The sequence below is a fragment of the Trinickia mobilis genome (assembly GCF_017315705.1).
GTDB classification, from domain to species: Bacteria; Pseudomonadota; Gammaproteobacteria; order Burkholderiales; family Burkholderiaceae; genus Trinickia_A; species Trinickia_A mobilis.
In genome coordinates, this window is the sequence record NZ_JAFLRF010000009.1 from 200,512 (window position 1) to 215,914 (window position 15,403).

Sequence of the window (15,403 nt, forward strand, 5' to 3'; positions counted from 1 at the left end):
CGCTTACTCCGTTGCGTGGGCGGCAGGGTTCGGGCCGCGCTCGGTGCTGGGGGCGCCTGCCTCGCCGTCCGCGGCGGTTTTCTCCGCGCTGTCGGCTTCGGCCTGCGTTTCGGCTTCGCTTTCTGCAGATTCGTCGGCCGCGTCGATCAGCTCTTCGACTTCGTCTTCTTCCTCTTCGGCCTGCTCGCCGCTCGTCACCGCGGGCGCGTCGACCACGTGCAACAGACGCACCGACGCCTCGACCGTCAACTCATCGACCGACATCACCTCGAGCATCACTTTCGTCCCGCGCGCATGCACGCCGAGCCCCGGCACGTGCAGCAACAACGGCACCTCGTCGAGGCGCACCAGGTCGCCCTTCACCACCGAGGCGACCACCTGCTTCTTGGCTTCTTGCGTAATCCAGCGCAGGCACCAGAAGTACTCCATCCGCCGCTGATGATCGGCATAGGCGCTGTAGGTATCGTCGAAGCCCTGCACGACCGCGTAAAGGTCGGCGTCCTTCGGCTTGAACGGCGCGACGAGCTTGGCCGCCACGCCGTGATTCACGCACGCGAGCAACTGCCATTGGTTGACGAGGTCGACGTAGCGGCGCAGCGGCGACGTGCTCCACGCGTACTGCGCGACGCCGAGACCTTCGTGCGGCGCGGCCGTCGTCTGCATCCGCGTGCGCTTCGGGCCGGAGGCCGCGAACGCGCGCTGCGAGCGGTAAATGCCCGGCACGCCGTGGTCGTGCAGGAACGCGCCCCACGTCGAGTTCGCAAGAATCGCCAGCTCCGCGACGATCAAATCGAGCGGCGAGCCGCGGCGGCGCGGCGTGATCGTCACATGCTCGCCTTCGACGTAGAAGTTGAAATCGGTGTTGCTCTGCACTTCGCGCCTCAGGCCATAGCCCGCGCGCGCCTGCTGGCGCTTTTCGAAGAGCGCCTGCGCGAGCGGCCACAGCACGGCGATGTCGTCCTTGTGCGGATAGTCGCCGCTGCCCTCGGCGAGCGCCTCTTCGGTCACGCACGCATCGAGCGTGTTGTGGCGCAGGTTGTTCTTCACGAACACGAGTTCGGCGCGCGTTTCGTTCGCGACGATCTCCTGCGTTGCGCGATCGACGATGATGTAGAGCGACAGCGCCGGGCGCAGGCCGCCTTCCTTCAGCGTGAACGCGTCGACGACGTCGTCGGGCAGCATCGTGATCTTGTCGCCCGGCATGTAGACGGTGGACAGCCGGGCGCGGGCGATCGCGTCGACCGTATCGCCGCGCGCAATGCCGAGCGCCGGCGCCGCGATGTGCACGCCGATCCGCACGCGGCCATCGGCCAGATGCTCGACGGAGAACGCGTCGTCGATTTCGGTCGTCGTGATGTCGTCGATCGAGAAGGCTTCGACATCGGCCGTCGGCAGGTCGTCGGGCAGCGCGCCCGGCATGACCGGCGCAAAGCCCGTGCCGTGCGGGAAAAACTCGGCCAGAAAGCGGGCCTCGTGCAGCGCGCGCGCCGACGCGATGCCGCCGCATTCCAGCATCAGGCGCGCGGTGGAAATCCCGCGCGCCGCGGCGGCCGCTTCGAGCGCCTTGTATTCGATCGAGTTCTTGTCCGGCTTCGTGAGGAGCGACAGCGCCTTGCCGTCGAACGCGGCCGGCAGGCGTCCGGCTTTCAGCTCCTCTTCGTATTCGGCCTGCACGAGCGCCTGCTGACGCTTGCGCTCGAGCGACGCGAGCGCCATCTTCAACTGATCTTCAGGCGCGCGCTGATACTGTCCGCGCCCTTTGCGGCGGAAGTAGACCGGCGCGCCGTGCATGCACAGCACGAGCGCCGCGCGCTCGATCGGGCCGTACGACTCGCCGTAATAGTCGTTCGCGAGCGTCGCGAACGGGAATTCGTCGGCGGGCGCGCATTCCCACAGGAAATCGAGATCGATTTGCTGCGCGGCTTCATCGGCCTGTTGCATCAATTCGGCGGCGCTCGGCTTCTCGAATTCGATCAGCACGTCCTTGGCGCGGACCTTCGCGCGACGGCCGCCCGGCAGCTCGACCTGAAACGCGTCGCCTTGCCGCGACAGCACGCTGCCCGCCTTGAAACTGCCCGATTCCTCAAAGAAAACGTTCACTCAATACTCTCGTTCTGACTTGCCACTGCGGGCGCGCGCAATCCGTGCGCCTGCAGTGTGATAGGTGTTGTGTGCCGCGCTGGCCGCGCGGGGCGTCCGCGGCTTGCCTGAGGTTCGCCTGCCTTCAGGCGGGAGGAGGCACATGCCGCTTTGACGGTTCAGTCAGGGCCGCGCCGGCTGCTTCATCCCGCAAAAGGCGAGAACGTCGTCGACATAGTCTTCAAATTCGCTGATCGCGTGGTCGCTGCCGTCGATCAACTTCGTGTGCACGCCCGGGTAGTGCGCGAGCATCTCGCGGTAGTCGAGCACTTCATCGCCGGTGGCAGCCATCAAATAATAGCGTTCGGGCCGCGTGATCGCGCCGACGCCTAGCGCGCGCAATTCGTCGAGATGGCGCGGCTCGACGACGATGCTGCCGCCGCCATGCCACAGCGGCTGTTCGCCGAGATACGCCGACAAGTCGCGCTGCGGCACCGTCGCCGGATTGAGCAGCACCGCGCGCCAGCCGTGCGTTTCGGCGAGATGCGTGGCGTAGTAGCCGCCGAGCGAGCTGCCGATCACGGTGACGTCTTTCTCGCCGGCCGCTTTCACTTGTGCTTTCGCGAGCGCGATCGCCTCGAACGGCGACACGGGCAGCATCGGGCAGCACCATTCGGCGCTCTTGCCCAGTTCAGCGACCCGAGCGGCGAGCACGCGCGCCTTGAACGAATTCGGCGACGAACGGAACCCGTGCAGATAGAGAATCACGCGACGCCCCGTTCGCGCGCGGCGGGGCGCGCGTCGAGCGCATCCAGCAGCTTGTGGTGGACGCCGCCGAAGCCGCCGTTGCTCATCACGAGCACATGGTCGCCCGGAAGCGCCGCCGCGGCGACCGCCTTGACGAGCGCGTCGAGGTCGTTGAACGCTTGCGCCTTGGCGCCCAGCGGCGCGAGCGCTTCGGCGAGGTTCCAGCCGAGCGCGTCGCGCCCGGACGACGCGCCGTAGCCGAACACGAGGTCGGCGTCCGCGAGGCTGCCCGGCAATTGCGCCTTCATCGCGCCGAGCTTCATCGTGTTCGAGCGCGGCTCGAGCACGGCGAGAATCCGCGTATTTTCACGGCCGACTCGCGCACGCAACCCCGCGATGGTGGTTTCGATCGCGGTCGGATGGTGGGCGAAGTCGTCGTAGACAGTGACGCCTTCGACGCTGCCGCGCACTTCCATTCGCCGCTTCACGTTACGGAACGCGCCGAGCGCCTTGGCCGCCTGCGCGGGCGGCACGCCGACGTGCCGAGCCGCCGCGACCGCGGCGAGCGCGTTCATGCGGTTGTGCTCGCCCTGCACCTGCCAGCCGACCACGCCCGCGCGCTCGCCCTGCCAGTAGACGGCGAACTGCTCGTCGACCGGCACGCCGTCCGCCGCGGGCTGCGCTTCCCAGCCGCCGGCCACGCCGAAGCGCTCGACATCGCTCCAGCAGCCGCGCGCGAGCACGCGTTCGAGCGCGTCCTCGCGACCGTTGACGACGAGCCGCCCGACGCCGGGCATCGTCCGCACAAGGTGATGAAATTGGGTTTCGATCGCGGCGAGATCGGGAAAGATGTCCGCATGATCGAATTCGAGATTGTTCAGGATCGCGGTGCGCGGCCGGTAATGAACGAACTTCGAGCGCTTGTCGAAGAACGCCGTGTCGTACTCGTCGGCTTCGATCACGAAGAAGCTCGAATCGGTGAGCCGCGCCGATACGCCGAAATTGAGCGGCACGCCGCCGATCAGGAAGCCCGGGTTCAGCCCGGCGTCTTCGAGCAGCCACGCGAGCATCGAGCTCGTCGTCGTCTTGCCGTGCGTGCCGGCCACCGCGAGCACCCACTTGCCGTTGAGCACGTGCTCGCCGAGCCACTGCGGGCCCGACACGTACGGCAGGCCGCGATCGAGAATCGCCTCCATCAGCGGATTGCCGCGCGTCACGACGTTGCCGATCACGAAGAGATCGGGATTCAGATCGACCTGCTCGGCGCCGTAGCCTTCGATGAGTTCGATGCCCTGCGCCTCGAGCTGGGTGCTCATCGGCGGATAGACGCCGGCGTCGCAGCCGGTCACCTTGTGTCCTGCGCCGCGTGCGAGCACCGCCAGACCACCCATGAACGTGCCGCAAATGCCGAGGATATGGATATGCATAAAAGCGAGGCGAGGCGCGTACGGAAAGGCCGCTATTGTAACCGACGCCCTCACCCAATACGTGTTGCGAACAGGCCCGTCCCTCTGGCTGCCGCCCGCTGCCGGGCGCATCGGACCTCCCTAGGCAGCCCCCTAGGCGCCCCCCCCAAAAGGCGCGTAACCATTCTCTTGTATGATTGCCGGATGGTTCGCAAATCTCATTTTGATCCGCAGCGGGTGCGGGAAGAAATCGCGATCGCCGCCGCGCGGATGATCGCCGAGGACGGTCTCGACTACTCGACCGCCAAGCGCAAGGCTGCGCGGCAGGTCGTCGGGGAGACGCGCATCGCCGGTGATTGGCTCCCCGATAACGACCAGATCGAAGAAGAAATCCGCGAATACCAGTCGCTCTTTCAAAGCGACAGCCAGCCGGCGATGCTGCGCCGCCTGCGCGAAATCGCGGTCGAATGGATGGTTCGGCTCGGCGCTTTCAATCCATATTTGACGGGCGCGGTGCTCAACGGCACGGCGGGCGAGCATTCGGACGTCCATCTGCAAGTGTTCTGCGACAACCCCAAGGAAGTCGCGATCTACCTGCTGAACGCCAATATCCAATATGACGTGTCGGAGACCCGGCACTTCGCCGGCCGCGGCATGATCGAGACGCTGAGCTTCCTGTGGCGTCCGTCGCGCGGCGAGGAGCCGGTCGGCATGCATATTGCCCTCTACGACACGGATGACTTGCGCGGCGCCGTGCGCGCCGATGCGCGCGGCCGGCTTTCGCGCGCCAACGCGCAAGCGGTCCGGGCGCTGCTCGACGAAAGCGAGAGCGGCGAGACACCAACGACTAATTGATCAGACGATGAACACGAAAGGGCTTCTGGCGGTCGCCGCCATCGCGATCGTTGCCGTCGCGGGCGGCATCGGCGCCGGCCACTGGCTGCGGCACGACGACGCACCCCCTGTCACCGCGGCCGGCGCCCCGGAAACGGGCTCGTCGCAGGCCAACGCCGTCGAAGCGCTCTGGGACTCCACGATGATGCACGACGCCGACGGCAAGCCGAAGTCGCTTGCCGCCTTCAAGGGGCAGACCGTCGTCGTCAACTTCTGGGCCTCATGGTGCGGCCCGTGCGTCGAGGAAATGCCGACGCTCTCCCAACTCAACGACGAATACGCGAAGAAAGGCGTGAAGTTCATCGGCATCGGCGTCGACTCGGAAAAGAACGTGAAGGCGTTCCTGCAAAAGGTGCCGGTGGGCTATCCCGTTTACGTGAGCGGCTTTGGCGGCGCCGATCTGGCACGCAATTTCGGGAATACGGAGGGCGGCCTGCCCTTCACCGTCGTGATCGACGCAAAAGGTACCGTACGGTCGACAAAATTAGGTCAAATTCAACCAGCCGAGCTCAAAAAGACCCTCGACGCGCTCTGATTTAATATGACGAAGCCGCTTCAGATAACGTCTATTTGAGCTGCGTTGCGCGCGTTTTCCCGGGATTTAATAAGATTCATATGGCCAAGCGGGCGATTTTTACCGCGTTTTCCCCGGCCTCCTGCATGCGCTGCTAGACAAGTTTCTCTAAACAGCGCTAAAGTGCGCGCAATTCCGCGGAAAACGAAGCGACCATGACACGACTGCTGGTACTACACGGCCCCAACCTCAACCTTCTCGGCACCCGGGAACCCGAGGTCTATGGGCGCGTCACGTTGCAGCAAATCGATCAGGCGTTATCCGCGCGAGCGGCGCAGGCCGGCGCCGAACTGACTTCTTTTCAGAGCAATCATGAGGGTGCGCTCGTCGACCGCATCCAGGCTGCCCGCGCGGAAAAAGTCGACTTCGTTCTGATCAATCCCGCCGCGTACACGCATACGAGCGTGGCGATACGGGACGCGCTGGCCGGCGTCGGCATTCCGTTCGTCGAGATTCACCTGTCGAACGTGCATCGCCGCGAGCCGTTCCGGCACCACTCCTACTTCTCCGACCAGGCCGAAGGCGTCATCTGCGGCCTGGGCTGGAAGGGATATCTGTACGCGCTCGAATTCGCCCTCGACCGGCTTTCGCCGGACACGGGCAGCGCGCGCTGATTTCCAAAACACCAATTCAGCGCCGGCTTCGCGCCGGCACTTCACGCATTGAAAGGGGAATTCCCGATGGATCTACGTAAGCTGAAAACTTTGATCGACCTCGTCTCCGAGTCCGGCATCTCGGAACTCGAAGTCACCGAAGGCGAGGGCAAGGTTCGCATCGTCAAGAATGCCCCGCCGGTTTACGTGCAATCGCCCCCCTCCTACGTACCGCAAATCACCGCGGCCGCGCCGGCCGCCGCCGTGCCGAGCGAAGCGCCGGCGGCCGCCAGCGCCGCTGCTTCCGCTGCCGCCGCGCCGCAAGGCCATGTCGTCACGTCGCCGATGGTCGGCACGTTCTACCGCGCTCCGTCGCCGGGCGCCGACCCGTTCGTCCAAGTGGGCGACACGGTTAAGGAAGGCCAGACGATCTGCATCATCGAAGCGATGAAGCTCCTGAACGAAATCGAGTGCGACAAGGCCGGCGTCATCAAGGAAATCCTCGTCGAAAACGGCCAGGCGGTCGAATACGGCCAGCCGTTGTTCGTGATCGGCTAAGCGCGCGAACCCGTCCCCTCGTGCCGCCCGGCGCGCAGCGTCTACGAGCTGTGCGCCGCCGATCCTCTGAGGCGCGCCGCCGATGTCTCTCCTAATTAGCGAGCGCCGCGCCCATCGAAGAGTCGAATAACGCTATGTTTGAAAAAATCCTCATTGCCAATCGCGGCGAAATCGCGCTGCGGATTCAGCGCGCGTGCCGCGAGCTGGGCGTCAAGACGGTCGTCGTCTATTCCGAAGCCGACAAGGAAGCCAAGTATGTGAAGCTCGCCGACGAGGCAGTCTGCATCGGGCCCGCGCCGTCGAACCTCTCCTACCTGAACATGCCGGCGCTCATCAGCGCCGCGGAAGTCACCGACGCCGAAGCGATCCACCCGGGCTACGGGTTTCTGGCGGAGAACGCCGATTTCGCCGAGCGCGTCGAGCAATCGGGCTTCACGTTCATCGGCCCGCGCCCCGACACGATCCGCATGATGGGCGACAAGGTCACCGCCAAGCAGACGATGATCAAGACCGGCGTGCCGTGCGTGCCCGGTTCGGAAGGCGCGCTGCCGGACGACCCGAAGGAGATCGTGAAAATCGCGCGCGTGGTCGGCTACCCGGTCATCATCAAGGCGACGGGCGGCGGCGGCGGACGCGGCATGCGCGTCGTGCATACGGAAGCGGCGCTCGTCAACGCGGTCAACATGACCCGCGAGGAAGCCGGCCGTGCGTTCGGCAATCCGCAGGTCTATATGGAGAAGTTCCTCGAGAACCCGCGCCACATCGAAATCCAGGTGCTCTCCGATTCGTTCAAGAACGCGCTCTGGCTCGGCGAGCGCGACTGCTCGATGCAGCGCCGCCACCAGAAGGTGATCGAGGAAGCGCCGGCCCCGGGCATCGCGCGCCGCCTGATCGAGCGCATCGGCGACCGCTGCGCCGACGCCTGCAAGAAGATGGGCTACCTCGGCGCGGGCACATTCGAGTTCCTCTACGAGAACAACGAGTTCTACTTCATCGAGATGAACACGCGCGTGCAGGTCGAGCACCCGGTGACCGAACTGATCACCGGCGTCGATATCGTGCAGGAGCAGATCCGCATTGCTGCCGGCGAAAAGCTCACGCACCGTCAGCGCGACATCGAATTCCGCGGCCACGCGATCGAGTGCCGGATCAACGCCGAAGACCCGTTCAAGTTCACGCCGTCGCCGGGACGCATCACGTCGTGGCACACGCCGGGCGGCCCGGGCATTCGCGTCGATTCCCACGCGTACAACGGCTATTTCGTCCCGCCCAACTATGATTCGATGATCGGCAAGCTGATCGCATACGGCGTCACGCGCGAGCAGGCGATCATGCGGATGCGCATCGCGCTCTCCGAGATGGTCGTCGAAGGCATCCAGACCAACATTCCGCTGCACCGCGAGCTGATGCTCGACGGGAAGTTCGTCGAAGGCGGCACGAGCATCCACTATCTCGAGAACCGGCTTGCCGCAAAACAGCAAGTCGCACCGGAAGAAGCGTAAGCAATGAGCTACCGGGAACTGGTCGTCGAACTCGATCGCGAGCACGCGGAGGCGCTCTCCGACGCGCTCATCGAACTGGGTGCGCTGTCGGTGTCGGTCGAAGACGCCGACGCCGACACGCCCGACGAGCAACCGCTCTTCGGCGAACCCGGTCTCACGCCCGATCGCACCGCATGGCAGCGCTCGCGCGTCGTCGCTCTGCTCGCGCCCGAGCAGGAGCCCAGCATGCTGGCGGCTGCCGCGGCCAACGAAGCCGGTCTTGCGGCGACACCGCCGTTCACGGTGCGCGACGTCGAGGAACAGGACTGGGTGCGGCTCACGCAATCGCAATTCGAGCCGATTCCGATCGGCCAGCGCATCTGGGTCGTGCCGTCGTGGCACGACGCGCCCGATCCGGACGCGCTCGTGCTCGAACTCGATCCCGGCCTCGCGTTCGGCACCGGCAGCCATCCGACCACGCGCCTTTGCATGGAATGGCTCGAAGCGTCGGTGCAAGCGGGCCAGTCGGTGCTCGACTACGGATGCGGCTCCGGCATCCTCGCGATCCTCGCGAAAAAATGCGGCGCGAATCCGGTGTTCGGCATCGACATCGATCCCCAGGCAGTCGAATCCGCGCGCCACAACAGCGAGCGCAATCGCGCCGACGTGACCTACGGCCTGCCGGACGACTGCCCGGCCGGAGAGTTCGATATCGTCGTCGCCAATATTCTGTCGAATCCGCTCAAGCTGATGGCGTCGATGCTGTCGTCGAAGGTGAAGCCGGGCGGACGCATCGCGCTGTCAGGCGTCCTCGCGCGGCAGGCCGAAGAAGTCGCGCGCGTCTACCAGACCTGGATCGATATCGGCGTCTGGCGCGAACACGAGGGTTGGGTCTGTCTTGCCGGGACCCGGCGGGAAAGCCATTAGAATAGTGCGTATCGTCACGCACCGGCCCGCACGCCATTCGGCTCACTATGCTTCTTGCGACGCGCTGTCCCCACTGTGATACCGTCTTCCGCCTTCAAGAGACGCAGCTTGCGCTGCGCGGGGGGCTCGTGCGCTGCGGGCATTGCCAGTCCGTGTTCAATGCCTCGGAAAATCTCGTCGATGCGGAAGCCGGCGCGAAGCCAGTAGACAGCGGCGCGCCCGCCGAGACGCCCAGCGCACCGGAACCTGCTGCCGCTGCTGCAGCGCCGGCTCCCGAAGCCGCGGCGCCGCAAGCGCCCGCACAAAATAAACCATCGCAACCCGCGCCGAATTTCGGCTCCGGCGCGTGGGATATGTGGGCGCCCGCCGCCGATGCGCAGATCGACCCGGCACTGCGTCACGACGTCGAAACCATTGCTCGGCGGCAGGTCGCCGTGCCGGGCGCGCTGGAGTCGGGCGCGTTGGAGCCCGGAGCGGCGCATGAGCCGTCGCCCGGAGCGGCGCAGCCGGCGTCAGCGCATGCAGCACACGGTGCCGTGCATCCGTCTGCCGAATCCGCCGGGATGCGGGAGCCGAGCTTCACGGCGTGGCCTCATCCCGAGATGCGCGCCGAGCCGCAAGAGCGCGCATCGGCGGCAGCGCCCGCCCAGGCGGACGAGCCGATCTTGCCGAACACGATGCCCTCTTCCTGGGGTACCGATCCGGAACCGCACTTCGGCACGCCCGAGCCGGAAGCGCCGGCAGCTCAGTCGACGGCGTCCGAACCCTCCGGCGCCGGGCCATCCGTCGCACAACGCAGCACCGGCGCACCGTTCGCAGCCGACCCCTTTTCCGCGAGTGCGCGCAGCTTCGCGGTCACGCGCGAGGAGCGTGCTCCTGAACCCAGCCGCATCGTCTGGCGCATCATCGGCACGCTCGTCGCACTCGTGCTGGCGGTGGTGCTGGTCGCGCAACTCGCGTGGTGGCGCCGCGAAACGGTCATGGTCTACTGGCCAGGCTCACAAGCGCTCTTCGCTCAGGTTTGCGAGCAGCTCGGCTGCCAGATCTCGCCGCCGCGCGATATCGACGGCCTCCAAGTCGAAGCATCGGATCTGCGCCAGATCGACGGCCCGCACCGCCTCGAGTTGCGAGTGCCGCTGCACAATCGCTACAACGTCGCGCTCGCGTACCCGGCGATGGAGCTCACGCTGCTCGACGACAAGAACAACGTTGCGATCAGGCGCGTGCTGTGGCCGCAGGACTATGTGCGCCCAGGCACGCCGATCGCCGCTGGGCTGCCCGCCCGCACCACGCAGACGATGATCGTGCGGCTCGACACCGGCAGCGCCGTCGCCAGCAATTTCCGCGTTCAGATCTTTTACCCGTAGCGCACGCCGAGCGCGTCCCGGCTGATGGAGGCCGGGCGCGCTCTCCTTCGCAGTCAATCGCCTCAATCTCAGACGAATCTTCGGAGCACAACATGAGTCAAGTCACGCTGGGTGGCAACCCGATCGAAGTCAGCGGCACGTTCCCGTCCGCGGGCCAGCAAGCCCCCGAGTTCTCGCTCGTCGGCAAGGATCTCAAGCCGGTCTCGCTCGCCGATTTCGCCGGCAAGCGCAAGGTGCTCAACATCGTGCCGAGCCTCGACACGCCGACGTGCGCCACGTCGACCCGCAAGTTCAACGAAGCCGCCGGCAAGCTTGCGAACACGTCGGTGATCGTCGTATCGGGCGATCTGCCGTTCGCCGCGACGCGCTTTTGCACGACTGAAGGCATCGAAAACGTCGTGACGGCTTCGACCTTCCGCGGCCACGAGTTCGCGAAGGCGTATGGCGTCGACGTCACGAGCGGCCCGCTCACCGGCCTGACGGCACGCGCCGTGGTCGTGCTGGACGAGCAGAACAAGGTGCTGCACGCTGAGCTCGTCAGCGAAATCAAGGACGAGCCGAACTACGACGCAGCGCTGGCCGCGCTGAAGTAAGCAGGACAAGCGTCACAAGGCGCCGCGCCCTTCGCGCGGCGTTTTTGCATCGACACCGGCCCTTCCACTCTCACGTTCATAGGAAACCTCGCTTTGGCTACGCTGATCTGCGGCTCGCTCGCCTACGACAACATCATGACTTTCCAGGGCCGCTTTCGCGACCACATCCTGCCCGAGCAGGTGCACATCCTGAATGTGAGCTTCCTCGTGCCGACAATGCGCCGCGAATTCGGCGGCTGCGCCGGCAATATCGCCTATGCGCTGAAGCTGCTCGGCGGCGACGCGCGCATCATGGCGACGCTCGGCGCCGTCGACGCGCAGCTCTACCTCGACCGCCTCGACAGCCTCGGCCTCTCGAAAGCGCACGTGCGCGTGCTGCCGGATACCTATTCGGCGCAGGCGATGATCACGACCGACCTCGACAACAACCAGATCACTGCGTTCCACCCGGGCGCGATGATGGAATCGCACTTGAATCGCGCGGACGAAGCGCCCGGCGTCAAGCTCGGCATCGTCGCTCCGGACGGCTACGACGGCATGATCCAGCACTCCGAACAGTTCGCGGCCGCCGGTATTCCGTTCATTTTCGATCCGGGCCAGGGCCTGCCGCTCTTCGACGGCGCCCAGTTGCGGCGCATGATTGAACTTGCCACCTACGTGGCGGTCAACGACTACGAAGCAAAACTGGTCAGCAACAAGACCGGCTGGACTATCGACGAAATCGCCGGCCATGTAAAAGCGCTGATCGTCACGCGCGGCGAGCACGGCTCGCAGATTCACCATGCGGGTCAGTGCGAAGCGATTCCCGTCGTCCAGGCTGCGCGCGTGCTCGACCCGACCGGTTGCGGCGATGCCTTCCGCGGCGGCCTGCTGTACGGGATCGAGAAGGGGCTCGACTGGGCGACGACGGGCCGTCTCGCGAGCCTGATGGGCGCACTCAAGATCGAGCAGCAAGGACCGCAAAACTACGCGCCGTCACGCGGCGAAATCGATGAACGATTCAAGCAGGCATTTGGATACAGCCTGCAGTAATTCAGGGGAGCAACCAAAAATGAGAACAACCACCCGTGTGGTACTGGCAATGATGGTCGTCGGTTCGCTGGCGATGACCGGGTGTGCGTACAACAGCAGCTCGTCGGACGTCTACACGGCCTCGCAGGCGCAGCGCGAGGCAACCGTGCGCTTCGGCACCGTCGAAAGCGTGCGCGCCGTGAAGATCAGCTCGAACAACGGTCAGCCGAGCGGGCTCGGCGCAGTCGGCGGCGGCGCGCTCGGCGCGGTGGCAGGTAGCGCGATCGGCGGCGGCAAAGGCTCGATCGCGACCGCGATCATCGGCGGCATCGCCGGTGCGGTGGCGGGCAACGCGATCGAGAACGGCGTCGCGGTGCAAAACGGCGTGGAAGTCACCGTGCGGCTCGACAACGGCGACCTGCGCGCCATCACCCAGAGCGCCAACGGCGAAATCTTCCAGGCCGGCGACCGCGTCCGGCTGCTTTCAAGCGGCGGCGTTACCCGCGTCACGCACTGAACGTCTCTCGGCCGTTCCTGGCCTTTCCTTTTTCATCCCCGTGAGCGCCTGCGCCGCCGCTCGGCGCGGGCGTGCCATGCCGGATGAAACGCGTCTTCAGCACGCCTCGCACGCCAGCGTTGCATGGGACCCGAGCAAGTGCTCTGCATGGGCCCGGAGTAAGTGCTGAAGCGCTAACTCGGATCGGCATAAAAAATCCCGCCACCGGGAACCGGTGACGGGATTCGGGTTGAGTAGCACTACTCAACCGTGTGGCACGTCGCGACGTGCCCAGATTACTGCATCGAGTTGTTACGGACGGCTGCCGGTCGGAAACGGCCATGCAGCAGCCGGATTCAACGCGGTCTTCACCGTAGCAGCAGGAGCCGTCGACGCAGCGGGTGCTGCAGCGGGAGCAGGCGCCGCAGCGGCCTTCTTCGCAGCAGCCTTCTTCGCCGGTGCGGCCTTCTTCGCAGGCGCAGCCTTCTTGGCAGCAGGGGCAGCCTTCTTCGCGGCAGCCTTCTTCGCAGGCGCGGCTTTCTTCGCCGCAGCCTTCTTAGCAGGCGCCTTCTTCGCAGCGGCCTTCTTCGCAGCGGCCTTCTTCGCGACGGTCTTCTTCGCAGCGGCCTTCTTCGCCGGTGCAGCCTTCTTCGCAGCAACCTTCTTCACGGCGACTTTCTTGGCTGCAACCTTCTTCACCGCGACTTTCTTCGCTGCGACTTTCTTGGCAGCAACCTTCTTCACCGCGACTTTCTTCGCTGCAACCTTCTTGGCAGCAACCTTCTTCACGGCGACCTTCTTCGCTGCAACCTTCTTCACAGCAGCCTTCTTGGCCGGAGCAGCCTTCTTCGCTGCGGTCTTCTTCACGGCCGGTTTTGCCGCGGCTTTTTTAGCAGCAGGTTTTTTCTTGGCGAGTGCCATCATTTTCTCCTTCAGGTTTTCAGATGAGAGTTAGTTCAAACTACACCCTTCGTCAAAACCCGCTTCCCGCTGCACACCTATCAGGGCGTGCGCTGCGAAGCGGGCTATTCATCGGCGTACGCGCTTCCCGCTTGCTTACGCTAATGAATACGGTAAGGCGCGCCGTGCCAGCGGGCACCGCACGCCAAGTCCAGTCGGCTTCGAGGCGCTTATTTGCCCGCTTTTCAGCGATCAAGCAGCTCTCGAATGCCGGCAATCGTTTGAGCAAGCCGACGGCTTGGCCGCCGGCTTTTTCCGGGGGGAAGTTTGCCCATCCCACTGAAGGGTTCGCAAAGTGCCTTTCATGTTTGTGGGCTGCGGATCGCACCGCTAAGCCACTGGGCACGCTTTGCATCAGGCGTTTCTGCTCCTAGCTTGTTTGCCGGGGCGCTCGCCGCCGGCATCCCCATCAAATTCGTTGTCGAGGCACGCGCGGGGTCACTCCCACGACAGCGCACCGCCAGTCTGATATTCAATGACCCGCGTCTCGAAGAAGTTGCGCTCCTTCTTCAGGTCGATCATCTCGCTCATCCACGGGAACGGGTTTTCTTCGTTCGGGAACAGCGGATCGAGGCCGATCTGCTGGCATCGGCGGTTGCAAATGAAGCGCAGATAGCTCTTGAACATCGACGCATTGAGGCCGAGCACCCCGCGCGGCATCGTGTCTTCTGCGTAGCGATATTCGAGGTCGACAGCGTGCTTGAAGATCTCGCGGATCTCCTCGCGGAATTCGGCCGTCCACAGATGCGGGTTTTCGAGTTTGATCTGGTTGATGAGATCGATGCCGAAGTTGCAGTGCATCGACTCGTCGCGCAGGATGTATTGGTACTGTTCCGCCGCGCCCGTCATCTTGTTCTGCCGGCCGAGCGCAAGGATTTGCGTAAACCCGACGTAGAAGAAGAGGCCCTCCATCACGCAGGCGAATACGATCAGCGACTTGAGCAGCTTCTGGTCGGCTTCGAGCGTGCCGGTCTTGAAGGCCGGATCGGTCAGCGTGTGGATGAACGGAATCAGGAATTCGTCTTTGTCGCGGATCGACTTGACTTCGTGATACGCGTTGAACATCTCGCCCTCGTCGAGACCGAGCGACTCGACGATGTACTGGTAGGCGTGCGTGTGGATCGCCTCTTCGAACGCCTGGCGCAGCAGAAACTGCCGGCACTCGGGCGCCGTGATGTGGCGGTAGGTGCCGAGCACGATGTTGTTCGCGGCGAGCGAATCGGCCGTCACGAAGAAGCCCAGGTTGCGCTTGACGATGCGGCGCTCGTCTTCGGTGAGGCCGTTCGGGTCTTTCCACAGGGCGATGTCGCGGGACATGTTGATTTCCTGCGGCATCCAGTGGTTTGCGCAACCCGCCAGATACTTCTCCCACGCCCACTTGTACTTGAACGGCACGAGCTGATTGACGTCAGTCTTGCCGTTGATGATGCGCTTGTCGGCGACATTCACGCGCGCTTCGGAAGCGCCCGCCGGTGCCGCAGCCGTTGCTGCGTCGTCGGCATATGGAGCGACTGCGAAGTCGCCTGCGAAAATATCCTTCGCCGAGGGAGCTTGAGTGGCGGCGCGCGTCGCTGCTTGCGCTCCGGCAGCCGATCCCGCGGAGTTGCGCAACGCGTTCTGTTGCGAACCACTCGAGGGAATTGCGGCAGTGATCTCGTCATCCCAGTTGAGCATAAATTCTCACCATCAATTTAGATCGGTTTGTACCATCTTTTCG

The 15,403-nt window shown here is 64.7% G+C and carries 15 protein-coding genes and 1 pseudogene; 10 read left to right on the top strand and 6 right to left on the bottom strand.

Features of this window, described 5'->3' with window-relative positions; translation table 11 throughout:
- Positions 1 to 3: 3 nt before the first annotated feature.
- From J3489_RS15185 to mpl, 3 genes are all read right to left on the bottom strand, one after another.
- Positions 4 to 2,100 (bottom strand): ribonuclease catalytic domain-containing protein, encoded by a 2,097-nt coding sequence (locus J3489_RS15185; RefSeq protein ID WP_206999316.1) that lies wholly within the window; start codon positions 2,098 to 2,100, stop codon positions 4 to 6.
- 162 nt (positions 2,101 to 2,262) lie between these two features.
- Complete coding sequence (locus J3489_RS15190; protein ID WP_206999318.1) at positions 2,263 to 2,847, bottom strand: YqiA/YcfP family alpha/beta fold hydrolase; 585 nt, start codon at positions 2,845 to 2,847, stop codon at positions 2,263 to 2,265.
- On the bottom strand, positions 2,844 to 4,253 hold the full coding sequence (gene mpl / locus J3489_RS15195; RefSeq protein ID WP_206999320.1) for a UDP-N-acetylmuramate:L-alanyl-gamma-D-glutamyl-meso-diaminopimelate ligase: 1,410 nt from the start codon (positions 4,251 to 4,253) through the stop codon (positions 2,844 to 2,846). Before mpl ends, J3489_RS15190 begins: the two co-directional genes overlap by 4 nt.
- Before the next feature lie 183 nt (positions 4,254 to 4,436).
- Between mpl and J3489_RS15200 the strand changes: the two genes are divergently transcribed.
- From J3489_RS15200 to J3489_RS15245, 10 genes are all read left to right on the top strand, one after another.
- The gene (locus tag J3489_RS15200) at positions 4,437 to 5,087 is read left to right on the top strand and encodes a UDP-N-acetylmuramate--alanine ligase (protein ID WP_206999322.1); all 651 of its coding nucleotides are present in this window, start codon (positions 4,437 to 4,439) and stop codon (positions 5,085 to 5,087) included.
- A 7-nt stretch (positions 5,088 to 5,094) separates the two neighbouring features.
- On the top strand, positions 5,095 to 5,661 hold the full coding sequence (locus J3489_RS15205) for a TlpA family protein disulfide reductase (RefSeq protein WP_206999324.1): 567 nt from the start codon (positions 5,095 to 5,097) through the stop codon (positions 5,659 to 5,661).
- Between the two features lie 194 nt (positions 5,662 to 5,855).
- Positions 5,856 to 6,314: a type II 3-dehydroquinate dehydratase gene (aroQ, locus tag J3489_RS15210; protein ID WP_206999325.1), complete on the top strand. Its 459-nt coding sequence runs from the start codon at positions 5,856 to 5,858 to the stop codon at positions 6,312 to 6,314.
- A gap of 66 nt (positions 6,315 to 6,380) precedes the next feature.
- On the top strand, positions 6,381 to 6,851 hold the full coding sequence (gene accB / locus J3489_RS15215; protein WP_206999327.1) for an acetyl-CoA carboxylase biotin carboxyl carrier protein: 471 nt from the start codon (positions 6,381 to 6,383) through the stop codon (positions 6,849 to 6,851).
- A gap of 134 nt (positions 6,852 to 6,985) precedes the next feature.
- The gene (gene accC, locus J3489_RS15220; protein WP_206999329.1) at positions 6,986 to 8,353 is read left to right on the top strand and encodes an acetyl-CoA carboxylase biotin carboxylase subunit; all 1,368 of its coding nucleotides are present in this window, start codon (positions 6,986 to 6,988) and stop codon (positions 8,351 to 8,353) included.
- Positions 8,354 to 8,356: 3 nt separating this feature from the next.
- On the top strand, positions 8,357 to 9,259 hold the full coding sequence (prmA, locus tag J3489_RS15225) for a 50S ribosomal protein L11 methyltransferase (RefSeq protein WP_206999331.1): 903 nt from the start codon (positions 8,357 to 8,359) through the stop codon (positions 9,257 to 9,259).
- A gap of 47 nt (positions 9,260 to 9,306) precedes the next feature.
- Complete coding sequence (locus J3489_RS15230) at positions 9,307 to 10,626, top strand: DUF3426 domain-containing protein (RefSeq protein ID WP_206999333.1); 1,320 nt, start codon at positions 9,307 to 9,309, stop codon at positions 10,624 to 10,626.
- 92 nt (positions 10,627 to 10,718) lie between these two features.
- Positions 10,719 to 11,219: a thiol peroxidase gene (gene tpx, locus J3489_RS15235; RefSeq protein ID WP_206999335.1), complete on the top strand. Its 501-nt coding sequence runs from the start codon at positions 10,719 to 10,721 to the stop codon at positions 11,217 to 11,219.
- 93 nt (positions 11,220 to 11,312) lie between these two features.
- Positions 11,313 to 12,251: a carbohydrate kinase family protein gene (locus J3489_RS15240; protein ID WP_206999337.1), complete on the top strand. Its 939-nt coding sequence runs from the start codon at positions 11,313 to 11,315 to the stop codon at positions 12,249 to 12,251.
- Between the two features lie 19 nt (positions 12,252 to 12,270).
- Positions 12,271 to 12,747: an outer membrane lipoprotein gene (locus J3489_RS15245; protein ID WP_206999339.1), complete on the top strand. Its 477-nt coding sequence runs from the start codon at positions 12,271 to 12,273 to the stop codon at positions 12,745 to 12,747.
- 291 nt (positions 12,748 to 13,038) lie between these two features.
- Here the strand turns inward: J3489_RS15245 and J3489_RS15250 are convergent, their stop codons facing one another.
- The 3 genes and pseudogenes from J3489_RS15250 to J3489_RS15255 form a co-directional block, all read right to left on the bottom strand.
- The gene (locus tag J3489_RS15250; protein WP_206999430.1) at positions 13,039 to 13,647 is read right to left on the bottom strand and encodes a histone H1-like DNA-binding protein; all 609 of its coding nucleotides are present in this window, start codon (positions 13,645 to 13,647) and stop codon (positions 13,039 to 13,041) included.
- 30 nt (positions 13,648 to 13,677) lie between these two features.
- A pseudogene (locus J3489_RS37645) lies at positions 13,678 to 14,041 on the bottom strand (hypothetical protein).
- An 83-nt stretch (positions 14,042 to 14,124) separates the two neighbouring features.
- Entirely contained in the window at positions 14,125 to 15,360 is a 1,236-nt protein-coding gene (locus tag J3489_RS15255) for a ribonucleotide-diphosphate reductase subunit beta (RefSeq protein WP_206999340.1), read from the bottom strand.
- Positions 15,361 to 15,403: the final 43 nt, after the last annotated feature.

What these genes read in the sequence shown, in the direction of transcription:
- mpl (WP_206999320.1), bottom strand. Translation starts at nt 4,253, where the DNA reads ATGCATATCCATATCCTCGGCATTTGCGGCACGTTCATGGGTGGTCTG.
- J3489_RS15200 (WP_206999322.1), top strand. Translation starts at nt 4,437, where the DNA reads ATGGTTCGCAAATCTCATTTTGATCCGCAGCGGGTGCGGGAAGAAATC.
- J3489_RS15205 (WP_206999324.1), top strand. Translation starts at nt 5,095, where the DNA reads ATGAACACGAAAGGGCTTCTGGCGGTCGCCGCCATCGCGATCGTTGCC.
- aroQ (WP_206999325.1), top strand. Translation starts at nt 5,856, where the DNA reads ATGACACGACTGCTGGTACTACACGGCCCCAACCTCAACCTTCTCGGC.
- accB (WP_206999327.1), top strand. Translation starts at nt 6,381, where the DNA reads ATGGATCTACGTAAGCTGAAAACTTTGATCGACCTCGTCTCCGAGTCC.
- accC (WP_206999329.1), top strand. Translation starts at nt 6,986, where the DNA reads ATGTTTGAAAAAATCCTCATTGCCAATCGCGGCGAAATCGCGCTGCGG.
- prmA (WP_206999331.1), top strand. Translation starts at nt 8,357, where the DNA reads ATGAGCTACCGGGAACTGGTCGTCGAACTCGATCGCGAGCACGCGGAG.
- J3489_RS15230 (WP_206999333.1), top strand. Translation starts at nt 9,307, where the DNA reads ATGCTTCTTGCGACGCGCTGTCCCCACTGTGATACCGTCTTCCGCCTT.
- tpx (WP_206999335.1), top strand. Translation starts at nt 10,719, where the DNA reads ATGAGTCAAGTCACGCTGGGTGGCAACCCGATCGAAGTCAGCGGCACG.
- J3489_RS15245 (WP_206999339.1), top strand. Translation starts at nt 12,271, where the DNA reads ATGAGAACAACCACCCGTGTGGTACTGGCAATGATGGTCGTCGGTTCG.
- J3489_RS15250 (WP_206999430.1), bottom strand. Translation starts at nt 13,647, where the DNA reads ATGGCACTCGCCAAGAAAAAACCTGCTGCTAAAAAAGCCGCGGCAAAA.
- J3489_RS15255 (WP_206999340.1), bottom strand. Translation starts at nt 15,360, where the DNA reads ATGCTCAACTGGGATGACGAGATCACTGCCGCAATTCCCTCGAGTGGT.